Consider the following 21,599-nt stretch of genomic DNA (forward strand, 5'->3'; position numbering starts at 1 on the left):
ACCTCTTATCTCTCAATGAACCCACTGATCCTCGTCGCCATCTTCCTTGTGGCGACCTTCGTCGGCTACAAGCTCATCAGCAATGTGCCTAGCTTGTTGCACACCCCCCTCATGTCGGGGATGAACGCCCTGAGTGGCGTCACCATCACGGGAGCACTCGCCGCCACTGCCACAGCTATCATAGCTGAAGACGGTAGTCTCTTCCAGCAAATCTTTGGAGTCGTAGCCGTCATCCTCGCCACCATCAATGTCGTCGGGGGCTTTGGCGTGACCAACCGCATGCTCCGTATGTTTACCAAAAACAAGAAAGGAGGCAAGGCATGAATACACTCATAGAGATCTCTAATCCCGTCTACTACGTCATCTGCGGGATCCTCAGCATCCTCGTGCTCGTGGGCATCGCTATGATGAGCAAGGTCAAGAGCGCTGCTCGTGGTAATGCGCTTAGTGCTACCGCCATGGGGCTAGGCGTCATCGTCACGCTTCTCAAGCTACAAGTCGTCACCTTCCCCTGGCTCATCGCAGGCATCCTCATCGGTGGTATCATCGGCGTCCTACTCTACACACGAGTCAAGATGATCCAGATGCCGCAGATGGTGGCTCTGCTCAACGGTATCGGCGGTGGTGCCTCGGCACTCGTCGGTGCTTTGACACTCTTCCAGCTACCTGAGAGCAACGTCCACTTCACGCTGGTCACCGCTTTCCTCGCGATCATCATCGGTATGCTCACCCTCGTCGGGAGCCTCGTCGCAGCGGGCAAGCTACATAGAGTACTGCCTCAGAAGTCGGTCGTCTGGCCGTTTCACAACGTAGCCACCTCGCTCACACTCGTCGTCGCAGTCTTCTTCCTACTCATCGGCACGATCAACTACCAGATGCCTACTGCCCTCCTCTACGCTATGATCGGCACGATGCTCTTCAGTGCGCTCTTCGGGCTTTACTTCTCCATACGTGTGGGTGGTGCCGACATGCCGATCACCATCAGCCTGCTCAACTCCCTGAGCGGTGTGGCTGGCGCTATCGCTGGTATGGCCATTGGCGACATCTTCCTCGTCGCTGTCGGTGGTGTCGTCGGTGCTTCGGGCCTCCTCCTCACGCAGATCATGTGCCGTGCGATGAACCGCTCGCTCATCAATATCCTCATCCCTCACGGCAAGGCAAAAGCTACCGTCAAGCCTGCCACAACTACCCCCAAAGCTCCCGTTGCGCCTCAGCCTAAGCAGGAAAGCTCTCCTATCGACCAAGCTGTTGCGATGCTCCGTGGCGCTAAGCGCGTCATCATCGTGCCGGGCTACGGTATGGCTCTAGCACAAGCGCAGCAGGAGGTCAAGCAGCTCGCCGACAAGCTCGCTCGAAACGGTGCCGAGGTCAAGTACGCCATCCACCCTGTGGCTGGTCGTATGCCGGGACATATGAACGTGCTCCTCGCTGAGGCTAATGTGGACTACGACAGTCTCTACGAGATGGAGGCGATCAACGATCAGTTTGCCAATACCGATGCGGTCATCGTCATCGGGGCCAACGACGTCCTCAACCCCGCTGCGCGCAATGCTGAGGGAACGCCTATCTACGGTATGCCCGTCCTCAATGTGGATCAGGCGAAGCAGGTCATCATCTGCAACTACGACCTCAAGCCTGGCTACGCTGGTGTCGAGAACCCGCTCTACAGCCGTGGCGAGGGCGTAGCCCTTTGCCTAGGCGATGCTAAGGCTACGATCGATCAGATCCTCTCTGGACTGGACAGCTCCGCAGCCACCGCACAGCCCGCTAGCAGCAGTTCCGCTAGCGATCCTATTTCACAGGCTGCCGGCATGCTCCGTGACGCTAAGAGCGTCATCATCGTGCCAGGCTACGGTATGGCTCTTGCACAAGCGCAGCAGGAGGTCAAGCAGTTGGCCGATAAGCTCGCCAAGAGCGGTGCCGAGGTCAAGTACGCTATCCACCCTGTCGCTGGTCGTATGCCAGGGCACATGAACGTGCTCCTCGCTGAGGCTAATGTGGACTACGATAGTCTCTACGAGATGGAGGCGATCAACGATCAGTTTGCCAATACCGATGCGGTCATCGTCATCGGTGCCAACGACGTCCTCAACCCCGCTGCGCGCAATGCTGAGGGAACGCCTATCTATGGGATGCCAGTCCTTAATGTGGATCAGGCGAAGCAGGTCATCATCTGCAACTTTGACCTCAAGCCTGGCTACGCTGGTGTCGAGAACCCGCTCTACAGCCGTGGCGAAGGCGTAGCCCTTTGTCTAGGCGATGCTAAGGCAACGCTCTCCAACCTGATGGATCGTTTGGATCATGCGGAGAGTGCTCCCGCAGCCCCCGCCGCTTCGTCAGCTACCAGCACAGCCACACCGCTACAGTCTGCCACCGAGGTGCTACACAACGCTAAGAGCGTCATCATCGTGCCAGGCTACGGTATGGCTCTAGCACAAGCACAGCAGGAGGTCAAGCAGCTCGCCGACAAGCTCGCTCGAGGCGGTGCCGAGGTCAAGTACGCCATCCACCCTGTCGCTGGTCGTATGCCAGGACATATGAATGTGCTCCTCGCTGAGGCTAATGTGGACTACGATAGTCTCTACGAGATGGAGGCGATCAACGATCAGTTTGCCAATACCGACGCCGTCATCGTCATCGGAGCCAACGACGTCCTCAACCCCGCTGCCCGCAATGCCGAGGGGACGCCTATCTATGGTATGCCGGTCCTCAACGTAGATCAGGCGAAGCAGGTCATCATCTGCAACTACGACCTCAAGCCTGGCTACGCTGGCGTCGAGAATCCGCTCTACAGCCGTGGTGAGGGTGTGACACTACTCATCGGCGATGCCAAGAAAACGCTCAGCGACCTGATCGACACGCTCTAATCGGCGACTTTCGTCGAGCCAGCTAACCGGCTCCTAAACACTCTCCACGGAGGCAATCGCACATTCCTCCGTGGAGAGTTTTTTAATTCGCTCCCTGGAGCTTCCCGATTTCTTCGGGAGACGTATCACTGCTGTAAGGACGCACGGGAGTGTCTAGTCGGAAGGCTCCGTTCTGTCAAAGCTTACTGCATCATGGTTTTAACGGGGACGGACGCCCTCCCACTAGACACCCGCCGTGCGTTTCCTCATTGGACTATTCGTCCGATCGCTCCGATCGCTCTTATAAAAAGGACCTCGCAAGAGGTCCGACGCATCGTAGCCGTCGGTCGGAGGGGCACAGCCCCGAACGACCGATGGATAGGCGAACGTGATAGGAGGTCGGCCCCTTGTGGGTCGGACTAAGCGAAGATGCAGTCCCAGTCCGACCTTCCACAGCGGGGAGGTCGCTTGCTTCGTGTGGCACTCCGACCCTCCAGTCGTTCGGAGCTTCGCTCCTTCGACTGGGGGCTACGATGCGTCCGACCGCAAGCGGTCGTTTCCGTCACAGGGCTACTCGTATTGCTTTGACACAACAGCTAACAGCTAACAGCTAACCTCTAAAGTCTAATCTCTAACTTCTAAAGTCTAATCTCTAACTTCTAAAGTCTAATCTCTAACCTCTAATCTCTAACTTCTAACCTCTAACCTCTAACCTCTAATTTCGTACCTTTGACACACCGCTCTATAGTTGATACTCCATGAAAGTCGTACTCATAGGTTCAGGAGGCGTAGCCACCTCCATAGCAGCTGCGCTGGCGAGCCACGCCGCCACATCGCTTTGCGGCATCTACAGCCGTCAGCTAGCCCATGCCGAGGCGCTCCGCAAGCGCTTCGCACTCACCTGCCCCGTCACTGATAGTCTGCGACAGCTTCCCCTAGCCGACCTCTACATCATCGCCGTCAGCGACCAAGCCATCGCAGAGGTCGCCACGGCTCTGCCACCGCTAGACGGCTTGGTCGTCCACACCTCCGCCGTGACCCCGATCGACTGCCTCAGCGGACAGCGCGCCTACGGCGTCTGGTACCCGTTCAATAGCTTTGCCAAGGAGGTCGTCGTACCCTTCGAGGGGCAAAAGGTCCTTTACCAGCTCGCCTCTGTCGAAGGCTTGACCACCCTACAGCAGTGGAACGAACTGCTTCAGGTTGAGGCGATCCCCTCCACACTGGACCAACGGCTCTGGCTACACCTCGCGGGCGTGCTGGCCTCCAACTGCACCAACCGCCTTTACACGCTCGCGCATCGTCTGCTGACACAGGCTGACCTCCCCACAGACCTGCTCGACGGACTCATCCTGCGCACCGCCTCGAAGGCGACCACGATAGACCCTTACATAGCGCAGACGGGACCCGCCCGCCGGCACGATCTAGATACCATCGCTCGCCACCGTGCACTACTCGAGCAATTGCCCGAGTCGCAGCAAGAGGTGTCGCAACTCTACAACCTATTCACCGAAGCTATTCTAGAAGACTATCCCCTATGAGACCCTACCGCTGGATCCTTGGCTCCCAATCGCCACGGCGCAAAGAGCTCCTCGCCACACTCGGCCATCCATTTGAGATACGTACCATCGAGGGACACAGCGAGGCCTACCCTGACACGCTCCCTCTTGAAGAGGTGCCGCTCTATCTCTCCCAGCTCAAAGCGGAGCAGCTACTACCCACACTACAAGCTGACGAACTGCTCATCACGGCCGACACGGTTGTCCTCCTCGACGGGCAAATCCTCGGCAAGCCTCACGACCTGAACGACGCAAGACGTATGCTACGCCTCCTGAGCGGTCGCCAGCATGAGGTCGTCTCGGGCGTTTCGCTCTCCACGATCGATTGGCAAATCTCCTTCGCGAGCCACACGCTGGTCACCTTCGCACAGCTCACGGACAGCGAGATAGACCACTACGTAGCGCACTACCAGCCGCTCGACAAAGCGGGCGCCTACGGCATACAAGAGTGGATCGGCTACATCGGAGTCTCGCACATCGAGGGCTCCTTCTACAACGTCATGGGCCTCCCCGTGCAGCGCCTCTACCGCGTGCTACAAGACGCCGATCTCTTCTCGTAAAAAGGCTGTTGGCTTTTGGCTGTTGGCCGTTGGCGGTTGGCTGTTGGCTGTTGGCCGTTGGCCGTTGGCGGTTGGCTATTGGCGGTTAGCTATTGGCGGTTAGCTATTGGCGGTTGGCCGTTGGCCGTTGGCGGTTGGCTATTGGCTGTTGGCCGTTAGCTGTTGGCCGTTGGCGGTTGGCCGTTGGCGGTTGGCCGTTAGCGGTTGACTGTTGGCTGTTGGCTGTTGGCCGTTAGCTGTTGGCTGTTGGCGGTTAGCTGTTGGCGGTTAGTCGTTGGCGGTTGGCCGTTGGCGGTTGGCTAGGGTCACTAGTGCCTCTAGTGCCACTAGAGCTACTAGCTCTCCCCTCTAACCTCTAATTTCTAACCTCTAATCTCTCCCCCCCTCTCCCCTCTCCCCTCTGATTACACCTTCCTAAGTAGGGATTGAACGTCTACCTAGGAATTTCCCAAAATAAGTACCTAGGAATTTCCCCAATAAGTACCTAGGAATTTGCAAATTCCTAGGTAGGAAATAAAAAATTCTTCGGAGGAATCAAATGAAACTTCGGAAGAATCAAATCATAAGTCCGAAGAATTTGACCATTTCCTAGGTACTTATTGGGCAAATTTCCAGGTAGGAATTTGGTCATTCCCTAGGTAGGAAATAAGTCCGAAGAATTTTGCCATTTCCTAGGTAGCAATTGAAACGAGCTCACTTTTATCATGAGACTGTTGCAAAAGTCAACAGTCTCACAATCTTGCTTGCAAGATTGTCCTGACTTTGCAGAAAGGATGAAGCGCAAGGCGCTGAGGGTGAGGTCTGAAGGGAGCATACCTCCGTATGTGACCGAAGCCGAAGCCCGAAAGCAACACAGCGATTCGCCTTTATGCAACAGTCTCCGTATGTGACCGAAGCCGAATCCCAAAAGCAACACAGCGATTCGCCTTTATGCAACAGTCTCATCATGCGTCACCCTTGCTTCGACCCCTAACTGCTCAGAAATATGTACATTTGCACTTGGATGTCAAAGAGTCCTCTTTCGGCCCCCATCTTTACACAAACATGAAACTACTAATCACTGGCGGAGCAGGCTTCATCGGCTCCAACCTCTGCGAGCACTTCCTCCGTGAAGGACACACCGTCCGCTGTCTCGACAACTTTGCGACGGGCAAGCCCGCCAACATCCTACCGCTCCTAGCAGCCTATCCCGACCGCTTCGAGCTCATCGTCGGCGATATACGCAAGCTAGACGACTGCCGCAAGGCCGTCGACGGTATGGAGTATGTGCTGCACGAAGCAGCCCTAGGCTCTGTGCCCCGATCTATCAAAGACCCGATCACGACCAATGAGGTCAACATATCGGGCTTCCTCAATATGCTCGTAGCTGCACGCGATGCGGGCATCAAGCGACTAGTCTATGCGGCTAGTTCGTCGACTTATGGCGATAGCGAGAAGCTCCCCAAGGTAGAGGAGGTGATCGGTCGTCCTTTGTCTCCTTATGCCATCACGAAGTACGTCGATGAACTATATGCTGATGTCTTCGCGCGTACTTATGGCGTTGAGACAATCGGGCTACGCTACTTCAACGTGTTCGGGCGTAGGCAAGATCCTCACGGAGCTTACGCTGCGGTCATCCCGCTCTTTGTCAAGCAGCTGATGGCTCACGAGGCGCCCGTCATCAATGGCGACGGCTCCTACAGTCGCGACTTCACCTATATAGATAATGTCATACAGATGAACGAGCGTGCCCTGACGACGACCTCTCCCGAAGCGGTCAACCAAGTGTACAACACCGCCTTCGGTGAGCGCACCACGCTCAATCAGTTGGTCGACTACCTCAAGGAGAACCTCTCCAAGCACGACCCCGCCATTGCGGCCATCGAGCCTAAGCATGGTCCCAATCGTGTCGGTGACATACCCCACTCACTAGCCTGCATTGACAAGGCTAAGAGACTACTAGGTTACGACCCTAAGTACTCTATGCGTCAAGGCTTAGCCGCTTGCTGTGACTGGTACTGGGAGAACCTATAGGCTGGCCGTTAGCTGTTGGCCGTTAGCCATTAGCTAGCCAACAGCCAATCGCCAACAGCCAATCGCCAACAGCCAATCGCCAACAGCTAACAGCCAACAGCCAATAGCCAATCGCCAATCGCCAACAGCCAACAGCCAACAGCTAATAGCCAATCGCCAACAAAATATGCGCAACTTCAGAAAATACGATGCTTGGCAGAACGCCTTACAGGTAGTGGAGACTATCTACCAGCTAACGAAGTGTTTTCCAGAAGACGAGAAGTACGGACTAACGAATCAAGTCAGAAGAGCTGCAGTATCTATAGCATCAAATATTGCTGAGGGAGCCTCTAGAGAGTCTGAAGTAGACTTCGCAAGATTTCTTGAGATATCTCTAGGATCCGCATTTGAAGTAGAAACACAAATACTTATTGCCAATCAACTAGGCTACGTAACAGCTGAGAACTATGAGCCACTCCTCAATCAACTAACCATCTTGCAGAAACAAATCAATAGCTTAATCTCCAAAATCAGGCAAAAGAAATAGTTGCTCGTTGGCTGTTAGCTTTTGGCCGTTAGCTTTTAGCTCTTAGCCATTAGCCCGCCAACAGCCAATCGCCAACAGCCAATCGCCAATCGCCAACAGCCAATTACGAATATGAATCAGCCAACAGCCAACAGCCAACAGCCAACAGCCAAAATCGCCGTTATCGGACTAGGCTACGTAGGACTACCACTAGCCCGACTCTTCTCCACTAAATATACAACCATCGGTTTTGACCTCAACGCCAAGCGCGTCGAGGCACTGATGGCGGGACACGATGCCACACTAGAGGTCTCTGACGAACTTCTCCAGTCTGCCTTGGACAACGGATTTCGTTGCACCTCAGACATTGAGGAGATACGCTCTTGCAACTTCTACGTTGTAGCCGTGCCGACCCCCGTAGATGAGAACCACAACCCTGACTTGACTCCCCTCATTGGAGCCAGCACAACCATCGGTAAGGTGATCTCAAAGGGCGATGTTGTGGTCTACGAAAGTACCGTCTATCCAGGCGTCACGGAGGACGAATGTATCCCAGTCGTTGAGCAAGTATCGGGACTTAAGCTCAACGTGGACTTCTACGCAGGTTATAGCCCTGAGCGCATCAACCCAGGCGACAAGCAGCATACCGTAGAGCATATCAAGAAGGTCACCTCTGGCTCCACACCCGAGGTGGGGGAGTATGTCAACGCTGTCTACAGCTCCGTCATCACCGCGGGTACCCACCTAGCATCTAGCATCAAGGTGGCTGAGGCTGCGAAGGTTATTGAGAACTCTCAGAGAGATATCAACATAGCTTTTGTCAATGAGTTGGCGAAGATCTTTGATCGTATGGGTATCGACACGCTAGAAGTGCTCGAAGCTGCTGGCACGAAGTGGAACTTCTTGCCCTTCCGCCCAGGACTCGTCGGTGGTCACTGCATCGGTGTCGATCCGTACTACTTAGCTCAGTGTGCACAGCGGTATGGGTACAATCCGGAGATCATCCTCGCTGGTCGGCGTATGAACGACGGTATGGGTGCTTATGTTGCTGAGCAGGTGGTCAAACTGATGCTCAAGCGGGGTATACAGGTGCTGAACTCTAACGTGCTGGTGCTAGGCTTTACCTTCAAGGAGAACTGCCCCGATGTGCGCAACACGAAGGTGATCGACATCGTCAAGACGCTTCGCGAGTACAATGTCAACGTCACCATCCACGATCCATGGGCCAATCCCGAGATTGCACAGCGTGAGTATGGTGTGGAGATACAGAACGAACTCCCCACGGACCGCTACGATGCCGTCATCCTAGCCGTCTCCCACAGAGAGTTCGAGGGTCTCGACCTCGACAAACTCAAGGCTGGCAACGCCGTCGTCTACGACGTCAAGTCATTCCTCCCACCCCACGCCTACGACCAGCGACTGTAACACGCCCCCCCTCTCAACGAGAGGCATGCACCTATCACTCTCAGTTGAATTAGAAAGAAATATCATGGATAAGCTACAGATACATATCTCAAACTTTAGAGCTATCGAAGATGCACAGATAGCCCTAAATGGGATCACTGTACTCACTGGGCTCAATGCCACTGGCAAGAGTACGATCAGTCGCATGATGTACTATGCAGGTTATTATGCAAGTCACTATCAAGAGCTGATCGATGATCGTCTGGCAAAAAGGATGGAGAGTATTACTTTTTATTTCATCCGATCTTTAGATCTGCTATCAGATGATTTGAGATTGTCTTTTATGGGAAAAGGCTATAGAAACTATTTATGCGAACCTTTTTCCAAAGAGGAGTCATATCAGATAATTGCAGCTCTACAAGCGTACTATGAGGGTGGGGCTCAAGTAAAGTCCGTGGATAGAGAGCGGTTGGGACAAATCTTTAGCAAGAAAATCAAGAACAGATACGAATTCCTAAACCATCTAGATGGGCTAAAGAGCGATATTGATGACATTTACGATGATTATAACAAGACCCTTTATGAGCGACCATCTCTCCATCTATTAAACAAGCTCGTTGAGCTTTTCGACACATCAAAAGAGACCTTGATAAACGCTTTAGAGGTGAGGGAAGAAGAAGTGGAAATCATCAGCTCTAAACGGAAAAGCATTGGACTTTTCTCCTCATTCGATAATGTCTTTTACATTAACACTCCTGTGATTGCCAATTTCTCAGGTGATTTTCTAACAAGTCTGCTTGATCAGAATTGGGTTGATCTCATTAAGCTTTTCTATAATAGAGAATCAACGATGTTGAGTGATAAGGAACTTGAGGTCTTAGCCTTCCTTACAAAGATTACACATGGTCAAGTGGAGCTCCCTTCTAATAATCCAGAGGCCATATGGCAGACACGTAAGATATACTTTACCGAGAGCAGTGGGGAGAGCTACGCTATCAAAGAGGTTGCCACGGGCATCAAGAGCTTTGCACTCATACAGTCGCTACTTCAGAAGGGGTTACTAACTGAGAGAACTCTGCTCATCATAGACGAACCTGAGGCTCATCTGCACCCGCAGTGGACGGTCGAGTACGCCCGTATCATCACAACATTGCACCGAGAGCTTGGCGTCAAATTTCTCCTTGCGACCCACAGCCCGAGGCTGGTACAGTCGCTCTCCTTGTTCGCCAGCGAAGAGGAGGAGACCGCGAAGTCCCTGCTATTCTATATGAGTGAGCCGACAGGGACCACGCCCGTGCGCTACCGCTTTAGAAAGTTGACCGAAGAGGAGGGTATAGAGCCTATCTTCAGCTGCTTCAATACAGCCTACGACGTTATGAACCAGTATATTGCAGAGGAGTAAGAAGATGGCACAGAAGAAGCGGCAATCCTTATCTTTTGCTCCACACTGCAGAGAACTAACGGGATCCATCGCATATAAGCGAGGTCATGCTAAGCCTCTCTCCGACCTCTTGAAGGATGAGGGGGCGAAAGCGGATGCGAATGTAATCCCCCAAGACCCAGTTATTGATGTGGACGCTTTAGCAACGGATACACCACAGGCCGATAAGCCCAGTAGTGTAGACATGCTCTTCGGCTGTACGAACAATCTGATTCAGCTTGTGGAGTGTAAGTACCGAGTAGGCGGCAAGAAGAAAGATCGGAAAAGCCTCACGCCACCTACAAAAAGTGAGCTAGAGAAAAAGGTCCGTGGCACTAAACAGCTATTGTCTGACGAAGATCTCGGAGCTGGCTTTGCGCCTGCTCTAGTGCTTCTATTCAGCGACAGACACATAGAGCAAGCTCGTGCCTGGGTCAACGACTACAACGCTGGCAAGAAGACCCCTCTCTACAAAGAGATGATCACCGCTGACTTTCTAGACACCTTCTTCCACCCCTAAGCAACACTCACCCCTAAGTTACCAGCCCTAATGACCTTTGAAGAGAACATCAATAAGCAATACGACAATGAGTTCATGGGTCGTGTCGCAAATAAGAACCTCCTACAAGTCTACTTATGAAGATCGCTATAGCTGACCGCAAAGGCAGTTTTTCAGACTACTGGATTAAATACTGCGAAGAGCACAGTATTCCCTACAAAGTTGTGAATCCTTACGACACAGACATTATAGAGCAGGTAAGTGATTGCGATGCGTTTATGTGGCATCACCATCATGCAAGCTTTAAAGACATCCTCTTTGCCAAGCAACTACTATTCTCCCTTGAGCAGGCTGGCAAGATTGTCTTTCCTAACTTTAGAACAGGCTGGCATTTTGATGATAAGCTAGGACAGAAGTACCTCTTTGAGGCTTTAGGGGTTCGAGCTGCTAAGTCATGGGTATTCTATGATAAGAAGAGTGCCTACAAGTGGATTGAGACGACAGACTTTCCCAAGGTGTTTAAGCTAAGAGGAGGCGCCGGCTCAGCTAATGTGAGATTAGCTAGAAGTAAGAGACAGGCAAAGGCATTCGTTCGTAAAGCTTTGCGCCGAGGCTTTGCATCTACCAATCCCCTCTTTTCGGCAAAAACTCAATGGCAAAACTTCGTCAAGGGACAAGGTCGGTTTTACGATGTTGCTAAGTATATAGGGCTATATCTATTCCCTGGACTTAATGGGGGTAGGCGTATGCCTCGACAAAAAGGGTATGCCTACTTTCAAGAGTTCATCCCTAATAACGGGTTTGATTATAGATTGGAGATTGCAAACAATAAGGCAATAGCTATGGTGCGTATGTGTAGAGAGGGTGACTTCAGAGCCTCTGGAGGACATGATGACAGATATGACGCATCTCTAATTCCGCAAGACGTTGTTGAGTTTGCCTTTGAGTGCTATGACAAGCTAGAAGTGCAGTCCGTAGCTCTCGACATTGTCAGAGAGAAGCAGTCGGAAGAGTTATATCTGATAGAGGTCTCTTATTGTTACGGACTGGATGCAGATGAATTTGAGCACGGATACTGGACTCGTGATGGCGAGCATCATTGTGAGCCGCTTAATGGCGTATACTGGATGATAGAAGAAGTTATCAAAGCCGTCTCGTATAGTAAAAGAGGGTAGGCATGAAAACATTTGATGTCATAGGTTACCCCATCAACTTAGGTTGCGATAAAGATGGCAACGAGTTAACCCCGTCTATACTTAGGCGGGATGGTTGCTATACCTCCGCTAAGCATCAAGTGAATGACTTGGGCGACCAACCCTGCACGCCAAGGGCTACTATCATGGAGGAGAAGTATGCTTCACACCCTAAGATCAAGTTCCTCAATCCTATCTTAACAGCCTCTCGTCCCTTGGCTGAGCGGGTCAAGCATTCGATAGAGCAGCAACATATTCCCCTATGTGTGGGAGGTGACCATGTAATGGCTTTTGGTAGTATCGCTGGCGTTGGTCTAGCTAAAGGAGCAGACAACTATGCCGTTATATACATCGATGCACATGGAGACTTCAATACGGAGGCTAGCTCCTCAACGGGAAACATGCATGGCATGCATCTCTCCTATCTTATGGGGTTTGGAGAGGATGACATCGCTAATTTTTGGGGAGTAAGCCCGCTCTTGAAGCCTCAAAACATCTACTTCTTGGGAGCTAGAGCTCTAGATCCTGGGGAGAAAGAGATGGCTGCTAAGCTCAATATGTACATCCGTAGCTCCGAGCAGCTCAACGCCTCAGATCCCGCAGAGGTTATCGTTGATATCCTCTCTGACATCAAGCGCAAAGGTATTGACCATATCCATCTCAGCTTCGATGTGGATGTGATTGACCCTAGATATGCCCCTGGTACGGGTGTCCCGGAAAAGGATGGCATCACGCCAGCTCTTGCGTATACCCTCGTTCGACAGGCTGTGCAGTCGGATTTGGTTAAGTCAATTGATCTGGTAGAGCTTAATGCCAATCTAGATCAAGACCGCATGACCGAAAAAATCATGCAACAAGTATTGAGTATCATCCTAGAAGGGTAATCAATGGTAAGCGGTAAACTCAAGTCGCTAATAGATAGAGTGCGAGGTAATCAAGATGCAAGGACTCTTATTGAGAACTTTGCCTCGCTCTCTATTCTAAAGGCATTAGGACTCGTCCTTCCGTTAGTTACGCTTCCTTACCTTTCAAGAGTTATCGGGGTGGCACGATTTGGAGATATAGCGTTTGCCAGCTCAATTACTGTCTACTTCATGACAATCACAGACTACGGATTTAACTATACTGCAACGAGAGATTTATCCAAGAACAGAGGAAACATGCAGTATGTCCGAGAACTGTTTTGGAATGTGCTCTATACAAAGTTGTTTTTGTTTGTCATCTCTACGATCATCTTTGCAATACTAGTAGAGACAATCCCACTACTTCGAGAGCATCGCTTGCTATTGTGGTTTACTTACCTATCCGTGCCTTGTTACATGCTATTCCCTGAATGGTTCTTCCAGGGAATTGAAAAGATGAAGTACATCACGATTGTCAATGTCATATCCAAACTACTCTTCACCGTACTCATCTTTTTTGTGATCAAGGAGGAGGCAGACTACATTCTGCATCCCGTACTCAGTGCCTTTGGACTGCTAGTGGCAGGTGTGATCTCTCAAGTGATTGTCATTCACAAGTACAAAGTGTTTCCCACTGCTATCTCTTGGAAAAGCATCATATCCACCCTAAAGTCAGGATGGAACATATTCTTTTCGCTCATTGTGCCGAACTTGTATACGAATATGTCAACAACGTATTTGAAGATGTTCAGTGGAAGTGTGGGGGCTGGACTCTTCACAAGTGGAAGGACGTTTATAGATCTCTCAGATCAAGTCTCCACAGTCTTTGCGAGGGTCTTCTTTCCTTTCTTATCACGACGCCCAGAGAAGCACGCTCTTTTTAGCAGAATCTTATTAGTAGTCAGCTTGGGCATGGGCATAGCTCTCTTTGTGGGGGCAGATTTGTTAGTAGACCTTTTCTATAGCGAAGCTTTTAGAGACTCTGCTACAGTCATTAGAATCATGGCTATATGTCCACTATTTCTTTACTTGATGAATGCCTTTGGCACCAATTATCTTGTTGTAATTGGGAAAGACAAAGCGTATCGACAAGTAGTCATGTGGTGTTCATTCTTAGGACTGTTTGTCGCTTACTTCTCTATAAAGCAGTTCGGCTACATAGGTGCGGCTTACACATACGTAATAATATGGGGGATAAGAGGGGTAGTGACTTGGCTACTCGCAAGAAAGTATAAACGACAACTTGTACAATGAATATAATAGTGACAGGAGATCTATATCTCACTGAGTCAAATATAAAGAGTATCAACACAAATGGAGTTCATAGGTCTTTTTCAGAAGAACTATGTACTGTGATACAAAAAGCAGATTTCTCCATAACTAACTATGAATCTGCAGTACATATATCCGAAAAGCTCAAAGGTATATCCAAGACGGGTCCTGTCTTATCTACATCTCCAGATGCGATGAAGATTGTTAGGGAAATGGGTTTTGATTGTGTCACCCTTGCAAACAACCACATACGAGATCTAGGAGGTCAAGGCATTGAGAATGCTCTTGAGGTGGCTCAGCAAAATGGAATCGAGACAGTGGGTGCTGCCCGCACGAAAGAGGCGGCACAGCGACCTCTTTATATTGAGATTGACGGAGTCAAACTTGCGATCATCAATTTCTGTGAGAATGAATTCTCCACATTAGCTCGACCTAATGAACCTCAAGCCAATAGCTATAATCTAGTAGATGTTTTCTATCAAATAAAGGAGGCGAAGCGTCTTGCAGACTTTGTGCTTCTAATCGTCCACGCAGGACATGAGGAGTATCCTCTTCCCTCTCCTCGGATGAAGAGAGACTTCCGGTTTTTTGTTGATGCAGGAGCCAATGCAGTGGTTTGTCACCATGCTCATTGCTATACTGGATATGAAGTTTATCACGAGGCTCCTATCTTCTATGGATTAGGCAACTTCGTTTTTGAAGGGGATTCGTCAGAGTTGTCAATATGGAATTATGGATATATGCTGGAGCTAAGCCTCACAAAAGAAAACGGGCAGATCTCCCCAAGCTTTGTACTACATCCATACAAGCAAGGAGTAAAAGGGGATCCTGTCTTACTGCATAATCTAGGAAAAGAGGAGGCGGTTGAGTTCGCACAAGAGATAGAAAAGAAAAATGGTATAATAGCCGATGACGAAGAGTTGACAAAAGCTTTTGCCCTGCTAGCCAAGCGTAATCGACTTCGGAAATACATTTTGTCTCCATATAGAGGACGAATAGCTCAAGCCCTGAACGCAAGAGGTCTGTTGCCTTCATTTATTAGTCGGAAAAAGGAGCTGCTCCTTATGAACGTTTTACGTTGCGAAGCTCATAGAGACATGGTCTCTTCCAATTTGGAGCAGCTCTACTACTTCACTTCAAAGGAGTCGTAATCTACAACTGAAGTCCTTTTCAGATGGAAAAGAGATTTGATTTAATGCTATGAGAGAACATACCACCTTAAAAAAGGCCTCAAAGTTTGGAGCAGTGGCTTTCATCGGGAGTCTGTTTCTGTACACTCTTGCTTACACTATCTTGGCTCCATTGGGAGAAAGTCGTCTCCTTGACCGAGGATTGCTTGTTTTATTTGTTGTGGTAGAGATTATTGGCACATTCTTATTTTACTGTGCTCACAATATTAGAGTCTCTCGTAGTTACAAGCACGTCAAAAGGTTGGTAAACTCTTTCGTTGCTTTCAGTTTGCTTTCTTTTGGCTATGCCATAGTAGAGCTAGCCTTTGGAGATGTACAAAAAGTATCAGGCAATTTACCAACTATTATCAGCGTCTGCCTCAGTCTTCCAGCTAGCTTATACTATCTGAGAGACGTAAATTATAGGATCACCGGAAAAGTCCTATTTTGGGCTTTCCTGCCTATCTACTTATACGTTTTCCTTAATAGACTGCTGCAATTCAGAGTCCTAGGAGGCTATTCTGAAGATGTCTTTCTCCATGGAGATAATGTTGCTTATAACTTCGTTATTCTCACACCCTTGGCGCTCTTTGCGTATAAAGATAAAAAGTGGATGGGGTTGCTTCTGTTACTATTACTATCCACACTCGTATTCCTCTGTGCAAAAAGAGGAGCTATTCTCTCTCAAGGACTAATCATTTTGATCTTTATTTTTAGAGGACCCTATAAGTTCGGGCGATGGGGATTTGCTGTTTTGTGCATCGGAGGATTTCTAGCTTTAATGCCCATAGTGTCACATATTCAGAGTATGGAAGTATCCCCATTAGATCGATTTGAAGATACTAGTGGCTCTGGAAGATCTGAAATATACTCTAGCATTGTTGATGGAGTAAAGCAGTCCTCTTTTGGAGCTCTTTTATATGGACACGGATTTTATGCGACAGCAGATCTTAATAAAAGATCTTTTGGAAGCGATATTGGAACAGTAGCTCATAATGACTGGCTAGAGATAGCTTATGACTTTGGATTGGTTGGACTGATTCTTTATTTGTTGATACTGTTCTTTCTATTGAAAGCTGCCATTAAGAGTGAGAAACAAGAATCTCGACTTTTACTAATCATTCTAGTCATATTCTTGGTAAGAACAAGCTTCAGCATGGTATTCGCTGATAAGGGGTCTATAATATACTACACAACCGTGGGATTAATTTTACTTGAAGATATTAGGATGAAATCCAACCAGAATACAAGGAGTAGGATATTATGAAAAGAATCGCCATATTTACGGTCTCTATGGGAGCAGGTGGTGCAGAGCGTGTAATCAGCTTACTGCTACCTGAACTAATTAAAGATTACGAAGTACACCTCATCCTCATGTATAATAGTATCTACTATGAAATACCTGAAGGGGTAAGGATCCAGACGGTGTATCCTGATGCACAAAATGGTCTAAGAAGAAAGCTAACCAGCCTCTTTAAAATCAAAAGATTTCTCAGAAGCTACCTCCAATCGGAGAAAATCGATTGTGTTATATCTTTTCTCACCCGTCCTAACATCATATCTGGGATGTTGAAGTCTAAGTTTCCTAAGACTCGATTCATACTTAGTGAGCGGAACTATACACATCAGATGTATGCCAATCGATCTGTGCTTGAGTCTGGATTCATAAAGAGGATGATTCGAAAGTATTACAATCAAGCAGATGTCTTGTTTGGGAACTCAAACTACATCATCAAAGGATTAGAGACGGATTATGGTGTACACATTCCAATGAAAGTGATCTATAACCCCATAATTATCCCGTCAAAGTTCAGAAATCTAGAGAACGACTCTGCTCAAAAGGACGAGATTAAGCAGATTGTAACCGTAGGGAGCTTCAAAGAGGTCAAAAATCATCCGTTACTCATACAAGCGATGAGTAAACTTCCACATCATGATCTGACAATCTTTGGAGACGGAAGACTTCGCAATGCATACGAAGCATTGGTCAAGCGTCTTAATTTAGAAACGCAGGTTTCTTTGCCTGGTCAAACTACCAATACGCAAGAGACCTTGCTCAACTATGATTTATTTGTTCTTAGCTCAGACACAGAGGGATTCCCCAATGCTCTTCTAGAGGCTCTCAGCGTAGGGATCCCTACGATTTCAACAAACTGTCTTTCTGGCCCTCTAGAAATGCTAAATGAAAATGAAGCAATCGACATACCTGAAGGTGGTTTTGCTCTAGCTAAGTATGGGGTACTCATCAATCCAAAAGATGTCGAAGGTCTTGTTGCAGCCATTATACATTTGTCTTCTCATCCTGAGCTATACACTCACTACTCTATGGTAGGAATGGAACGTGCTAAACACTACTCTCTTCCTCATATCTATAGCGAGATTAAATCTTTAATTGAAGCCTGTGCTTACAAATGAAGCTACTACGAATCGTTACTTCAACCGTATCCTTGGTGCTTATCAAGGGACAATATCGCTACCTAAGAGAGCATGGTATTGATGTTGTTGTCGTGACAGGGGGACCACGTCTTTCGGATATAGATCTTGCACTCTTGGACGGGACGCCACATAGACTGGTTCCTCATTTGGTACGTCCTATCTCTATTTGGAATGACATAAGAGCTCTCTTTGAGTTGATTAAGCTCATCAGAAGGGAAAAACCTGATGTAGTCCATGCAAATACGCCTAAGGCCTCCCTCCTTGGTATGATGGCTGCTTGGTTGTGTCGCGTGCCACATCGCATCTATACGGTGACAGGACTCCGATTCCAAACGGCAAAAGGCTTCTTTCGTTGGCTACTTATCACTATGGAGCGTATCACCTGTCGCCTCAGCACCAAAGTAATCCCAGAGGGCGATGGGGTGGCAAAGACACTACGTGACGAACGTATTACACGGAAGCCTCTCAAGAAGCTGCACAACGGGAACATTAACGGAATTGACTTGGCATACTATGATAAGAGTGTCATACCTATAAACTTGCTGAGTCAAGCTAAGTCTGAGACGAGCTTCTCTGAGGAGAGCTTCACCTTTATCTTTGTGGGACGGATCGTGAGAGATAAGGGGATCTGTGAACTTGTGGAGGCGTTCACCCGTCTGCAACAAGAACATCCCGAAGCTCGCTTGCTACTTGTAGGCAACTTCGAGCAGGAGCTAGACCCACTACCTGAGGATGTCTATCATACGATACAGAGTCACCCAGCTATCTACTGTGCAGGGTGGCAAGATGATGTGCGCCCTTGGTTTGTTGCGGCGGATGCACTGGCTTTTCCCTCTTATCGGGAGGGCTTCCCCAATGTTGTAATGCAAGCGGGTGCTATGGAGCTTCCCTGCGTTGTCTCCGACATCAATGGCTGCAACGAAATCATCATAGAGGAAGAGAATGGGCTAATCATACCGTCTCACGATGCTGTAGCACTATATCAGGCCATGAAGCGTATGATGGAGGACAAAGCTCTCTACACGCACTGCCAGCAGAATGCTCGCCCTCTGATCGCCTCTCGCTATAAGCAGGAGGATGTATGGCAGGCAACGCTGGAGATGTATCGAAGCTTGACAGGGGATGCTAAGTAGCCCCTTCGCGTAGATTTTAGACTATAACAGTTTGCACTGGAAGCGTTATCTTTGTAGAGGCTCGAGCCTGCCTAATAATGAATATGATCTATAGGAAGTATATCAAGCGCATATTGGACTTCATAGGAGCTCTCATTATGCTGATTGTGCTGTCGCCATTGCTACTGGTAGTGACGGTGTGGCTGCACTTTGCTAATAAGGGGGCAGGAGCGTTCTTCACGCAGGAGCGCCCAGGCAAGGATGAGCGAATCTTTAAGCTCTACAAGTTTAAGAGTATGACCGATGAGCGAGATGCGGAGGGCAATCTGCTCCCCGATGGGGAGCGGCTTACGTCTGTTGGTCGCTTCATCCGCAAGACCTCGCTCGATGAGCTACCGCAGCTATGGAATGTCCTCAAGGGAGATATGAGCTTCATCGGACCACGACCGCTCTTGGTACAGTATCTACCACTATATAGCGCATCACAGCGGCGTCGCCACGAGGTGAGGCCTGGCATTACGGGCTGGGCGCAAGTGTCCGGTCGAAATGCAATAAGCTGGGAGAGAAAGTTCGCCCTGGACGTTTGGTACGTAGATCATCTCTCTTTTCGTCTTGACTGTATTATTATATGGCGTACCATCGTCAAGGTCTTGAGAAGAGAGGGCATCAGCTCTGCTAGCTGTGACACCATGGAGCCATTTGAAGGATAGAGAGACTATGAAGGATATTGTAATAATCGGAGCTGGAGGACTGGGTCGAGAGATCCTAGGGCTTATACAATCTATCAATAAAGAGGAGCCTCGGTGGCGTGTCAAGGGATTTTACGATGATGGTGCGGAATGCGGAAAACTTATTCATGGACTACCCATACTGGGCAAGGTGGAGGATCTCAACGCTCAGCAAGAGGCTCTTGATGTAGCAATCGCTATTGGCGACTCAAGCACAAGACGCAAAGTCTATGACGGACTTAACAAGCAGCACCTCTCATTTCCTGCGCTGATCAGTCCCGATGCTACGATTCTAGACGAGGAGAGTGTCTCTATTGGTGAGGGCGTTCTTTGCTGTGCGGGAACAATCCTCACTTGTGATATAACTATCGGTGCTTTTACGCTACTGAACCTATGCTGTACGGTCGGGCATGACGCTGTCATAGAGCCTTTCTGCTCTTTTATGCCTTCAGTAAACATATCTGGGGAGACTCATATCGGAGCGGAAGTCTATATGGGTACAAGTTCTTCGATCATCAATCGTATCTCCATAGGAAAAAACACAACGATAGGAGCAGGAGCTGTAGTGACAAAAGACATTCCTGCAGACTGCGTTGCTGTGGGGTGTCCCGCTCGCCCTATCAAGTTCAAGTCGTAGATAGGGCGATTGGTGATTGGCCGTTAGCTGTTGGCGATTGGTTAGCTGATGGACTAAAAGCTAACGGCCAAAAGCCAAAAGCTAATCTCTAGAGATTTCTTCTCGAGGGGCTTGGGATAAGCCCCTTTTTCACTACATTTGTAGACAACTAAATCAGAGCTAACAAGTATGGCGCAGAAGAAGATTTGGCTCTCACTCGCCGAGATGGGAGGACGAGAGCAGGAGTTTATACAAGAGGCGTTTGACACCAACTGGGTGGTGCCTCTGGGACCCAATGTGAATGGCTTCGAGGAGGACTTGACACGTTACCTGGGAGCGCCAGGCAAGCATGTCGTAGCACTCAGCGCTGGCACGGCTGCTCTGCACTTAGGGCTGGTCATGCTGGGCGTGGGGCGTGATGATGAGGTGATCTGTCAGAGTTTTACCTTCTCAGCCTCGGCTAACCCAATTACTTATCAGGGGGCTAAGCCTATATTCGTCGATAGCGAGCCTGACACGTGGAATATGTCCCCCACGCTGCTACGTCAAGCTATCGAGGATCGCATCGCTCAGACGGGGCGCAAGCCTAAGGCGATCATACCGGTTCATCTGTATGGCATGCCCGCCAAGATGACCGAGATACTAGCGATCGCTGAGGAGTACGATATACCTGTCCTCGAGGATGCTGCTGAGGCGCTCGGATCTGAGTACAAGGGGCACAAGTGCGGTACGCTAGGTCGCTACGGAGCGCTCTCTTTCAATGGTAATAAGATGATCACCACGTCGGGTGGTGGAGCTTTGGTCTGTCCTAGTGAAGAGGCTGCTCGACGTGTCCTCTTTTACGCTACGCAGGCTCGTGACAATGCGCCCCACTATCAGCACACGCACATCGGCTATAACTACCGTCTGAGCAATATATCGGCGGGGATAGGTCGTGGGCAGATGCTCGTCCTCGAGGAGCATGTGGCTAAGCGTCGGCACAATCATGCTCGCTACTGCGCTCTGCTGGCTGACTGCCCTGGGGTCGAGGTGAAGTGCGCCCCCACGGAGGAGTACGATAGCAACTACTGGCTCAGCTGTGTCTTAGTGGATCCTGAGAAAGCGGGCTTCACCCGTGAGGATCTGAGACTCCGACTGGAGGCTGAGTCTATCGAGAGCCGTCCGCTATGGAAGCCGATGCACCTGCAGCCTGTCTTTGCCGAGGCGCCTCGCTATGTCGATGGCACGAGTGAGAGGCTCTTTGACCGTGGACTCTGTCTGCCTAGCGGTACGCTGGTGACGGAGGAGGATTTGCAGCGCATTGTCGCTGTGATCCGAGAGCTGGGCAAGAAGTAAAAGGTTTGCCCCCAAGCGGTCGACGGAGGT

The 21,599-nt window shown here is 49.6% G+C and carries 19 protein-coding genes; all 19 read left to right on the top strand.

Annotated elements, in window-relative coordinates:
- The first annotated feature begins 15 nt into the window (after positions 1-15).
- Positions 16-324 (top strand): NAD(P) transhydrogenase subunit alpha part 2, encoded by a 309-nt coding sequence (locus tag L215_RS0105030; protein ID WP_025883788.1) that lies wholly within the window; start codon positions 16-18, stop codon positions 322-324.
- Entirely contained in the window at positions 321-2,867 is a 2,547-nt protein-coding gene (locus L215_RS0105035) for an NAD(P)(+) transhydrogenase (Re/Si-specific) subunit beta (protein ID WP_027451440.1), read from the top strand. Before L215_RS0105030 ends, L215_RS0105035 begins: the two co-directional genes overlap by 4 nt.
- Positions 2,868-3,604: 737 nt before the next feature.
- A complete protein-coding gene (locus L215_RS0105040) occupies positions 3,605-4,387 on the top strand; it encodes a Rossmann-like and DUF2520 domain-containing protein (RefSeq protein ID WP_025883785.1) in 783 nt (260 codons plus the stop codon).
- Positions 4,384-4,965, top strand: a complete 582-nt coding sequence (locus L215_RS0105045; RefSeq protein ID WP_025883784.1) for a Maf family nucleotide pyrophosphatase — start codon at positions 4,384-4,386, stop codon at positions 4,963-4,965. Before L215_RS0105040 ends, L215_RS0105045 begins: the two co-directional genes overlap by 4 nt.
- A 1,044-nt stretch (positions 4,966-6,009) precedes the next feature.
- The gene (locus tag L215_RS0105050) at positions 6,010-6,978 is read left to right on the top strand and encodes an SDR family oxidoreductase (RefSeq protein ID WP_025884136.1); all 969 of its coding nucleotides are present in this window, start codon (positions 6,010-6,012) and stop codon (positions 6,976-6,978) included.
- 166 nt (positions 6,979-7,144) lie between these two features.
- Positions 7,145-7,504 (top strand): four helix bundle protein, encoded by a 360-nt coding sequence (locus tag L215_RS0105055; protein WP_025884134.1) that lies wholly within the window; start codon positions 7,145-7,147, stop codon positions 7,502-7,504.
- Positions 7,505-7,615: 111 nt separating this feature from the next.
- Positions 7,616-8,908 carry a nucleotide sugar dehydrogenase gene (locus L215_RS0105060; protein ID WP_025884133.1) on the top strand — a complete coding sequence of 431 codons (1,293 nt, stop codon included), beginning with the start codon at positions 7,616-7,618 and terminating at the stop codon, positions 8,906-8,908.
- 64 nt (positions 8,909-8,972) lie between these two features.
- Entirely contained in the window at positions 8,973-10,289 is a 1,317-nt protein-coding gene (locus L215_RS0105065; protein ID WP_025884132.1) for an AAA family ATPase, read from the top strand.
- Positions 10,290-10,293: 4 nt separating this feature from the next.
- Positions 10,294-10,827 (top strand): hypothetical protein, encoded by a 534-nt coding sequence (locus L215_RS0105070; protein WP_027451442.1) that lies wholly within the window; start codon positions 10,294-10,296, stop codon positions 10,825-10,827.
- A gap of 116 nt (positions 10,828-10,943) precedes the next feature.
- A complete protein-coding gene (locus L215_RS0105080) occupies positions 10,944-11,981 on the top strand; it encodes an ATP-grasp domain-containing protein (RefSeq protein WP_027451443.1) in 1,038 nt (345 codons plus the stop codon).
- Positions 11,982-11,983: 2 nt separating this feature from the next.
- A complete protein-coding gene (locus L215_RS0105085; RefSeq protein WP_025884130.1) occupies positions 11,984-12,883 on the top strand; it encodes an arginase in 900 nt (299 codons plus the stop codon).
- Positions 12,884-12,886: 3 nt separating this feature from the next.
- Positions 12,887-14,155, top strand: coding sequence for an oligosaccharide flippase family protein (locus L215_RS0105090; RefSeq protein ID WP_025884129.1), 1,269 nt, complete (start codon positions 12,887-12,889; stop codon positions 14,153-14,155).
- Positions 14,152-15,324 carry a CapA family protein gene (locus tag L215_RS0105095; protein WP_025884127.1) on the top strand — a complete coding sequence of 391 codons (1,173 nt, stop codon included), beginning with the start codon at positions 14,152-14,154 and terminating at the stop codon, positions 15,322-15,324. The genes L215_RS0105090 and L215_RS0105095 overlap by 4 nt, the downstream gene beginning before the upstream one ends.
- Before the next feature lie 49 nt (positions 15,325-15,373).
- Positions 15,374-16,609, top strand: coding sequence for an O-antigen ligase family protein (locus tag L215_RS0105100; RefSeq protein ID WP_027451445.1), 1,236 nt, complete (start codon positions 15,374-15,376; stop codon positions 16,607-16,609).
- Positions 16,606-17,757, top strand: a complete 1,152-nt coding sequence (locus L215_RS0105105; RefSeq protein ID WP_025884124.1) for a glycosyltransferase — start codon at positions 16,606-16,608, stop codon at positions 17,755-17,757. The genes L215_RS0105100 and L215_RS0105105 overlap by 4 nt, the downstream gene beginning before the upstream one ends.
- The gene (locus tag L215_RS0105110) at positions 17,754-18,911 is read left to right on the top strand and encodes a glycosyltransferase family 4 protein (protein ID WP_025884123.1); all 1,158 of its coding nucleotides are present in this window, start codon (positions 17,754-17,756) and stop codon (positions 18,909-18,911) included. Before L215_RS0105105 ends, L215_RS0105110 begins: the two co-directional genes overlap by 4 nt.
- Before the next feature lie 77 nt (positions 18,912-18,988).
- Positions 18,989-19,600, top strand: a complete 612-nt coding sequence (locus tag L215_RS0105115; RefSeq protein WP_373852464.1) for a sugar transferase — start codon at positions 18,989-18,991, stop codon at positions 19,598-19,600.
- A gap of 7 nt (positions 19,601-19,607) precedes the next feature.
- Positions 19,608-20,255, top strand: a complete 648-nt coding sequence (locus tag L215_RS0105120; RefSeq protein ID WP_025884121.1) for a NeuD/PglB/VioB family sugar acetyltransferase — start codon at positions 19,608-19,610, stop codon at positions 20,253-20,255.
- Positions 20,256-20,423: 168 nt separating this feature from the next.
- Positions 20,424-21,569 carry a DegT/DnrJ/EryC1/StrS family aminotransferase gene (locus tag L215_RS0105125; protein WP_027451446.1) on the top strand — a complete coding sequence of 382 codons (1,146 nt, stop codon included), beginning with the start codon at positions 20,424-20,426 and terminating at the stop codon, positions 21,567-21,569.
- Positions 21,570-21,599: the final 30 nt, after the last annotated feature.

Source organism: Porphyromonas uenonis DSM 23387 = JCM 13868, assembly GCF_000482365.1.
GTDB classification, from domain to species: Bacteria; Bacteroidota; Bacteroidia; order Bacteroidales; family Porphyromonadaceae; genus Porphyromonas; species Porphyromonas uenonis.

Coding starts and splice junctions, on each gene's coding strand:
- L215_RS0105105 (WP_025884124.1), top strand. CDS start 16,606: ATGAAAAGAATCGCCATATTTACGGTCTCTATGGGAGCAGGTGGTGCA.
- L215_RS0105120 (WP_025884121.1), top strand. CDS start 19,608: ATGAAGGATATTGTAATAATCGGAGCTGGAGGACTGGGTCGAGAGATC.
- L215_RS0105035 (WP_027451440.1), top strand. CDS start 321: ATGAATACACTCATAGAGATCTCTAATCCCGTCTACTACGTCATCTGC.
- L215_RS0105065 (WP_025884132.1), top strand. CDS start 8,973: ATGGATAAGCTACAGATACATATCTCAAACTTTAGAGCTATCGAAGAT.
- L215_RS0105125 (WP_027451446.1), top strand. CDS start 20,424: ATGGCGCAGAAGAAGATTTGGCTCTCACTCGCCGAGATGGGAGGACGA.
- L215_RS0105085 (WP_025884130.1), top strand. CDS start 11,984: ATGAAAACATTTGATGTCATAGGTTACCCCATCAACTTAGGTTGCGAT.
- L215_RS0105110 (WP_025884123.1), top strand. CDS start 17,754: ATGAAGCTACTACGAATCGTTACTTCAACCGTATCCTTGGTGCTTATC.
- L215_RS0105115 (WP_373852464.1), top strand. CDS start 18,989: ATGAATATGATCTATAGGAAGTATATCAAGCGCATATTGGACTTCATA.
- L215_RS0105095 (WP_025884127.1), top strand. CDS start 14,152: ATGAATATAATAGTGACAGGAGATCTATATCTCACTGAGTCAAATATA.
- L215_RS0105090 (WP_025884129.1), top strand. CDS start 12,887: ATGGTAAGCGGTAAACTCAAGTCGCTAATAGATAGAGTGCGAGGTAAT.
- L215_RS0105060 (WP_025884133.1), top strand. CDS start 7,616: ATGAATCAGCCAACAGCCAACAGCCAACAGCCAACAGCCAAAATCGCC.
- L215_RS0105055 (WP_025884134.1), top strand. CDS start 7,145: ATGCGCAACTTCAGAAAATACGATGCTTGGCAGAACGCCTTACAGGTA.
- L215_RS0105070 (WP_027451442.1), top strand. CDS start 10,294: ATGGCACAGAAGAAGCGGCAATCCTTATCTTTTGCTCCACACTGCAGA.
- L215_RS0105040 (WP_025883785.1), top strand. CDS start 3,605: ATGAAAGTCGTACTCATAGGTTCAGGAGGCGTAGCCACCTCCATAGCA.
- L215_RS0105100 (WP_027451445.1), top strand. CDS start 15,374: ATGAGAGAACATACCACCTTAAAAAAGGCCTCAAAGTTTGGAGCAGTG.
- L215_RS0105080 (WP_027451443.1), top strand. CDS start 10,944: ATGAAGATCGCTATAGCTGACCGCAAAGGCAGTTTTTCAGACTACTGG.
- L215_RS0105050 (WP_025884136.1), top strand. CDS start 6,010: ATGAAACTACTAATCACTGGCGGAGCAGGCTTCATCGGCTCCAACCTC.
- L215_RS0105045 (WP_025883784.1), top strand. CDS start 4,384: ATGAGACCCTACCGCTGGATCCTTGGCTCCCAATCGCCACGGCGCAAA.
- L215_RS0105030 (WP_025883788.1), top strand. CDS start 16: ATGAACCCACTGATCCTCGTCGCCATCTTCCTTGTGGCGACCTTCGTC.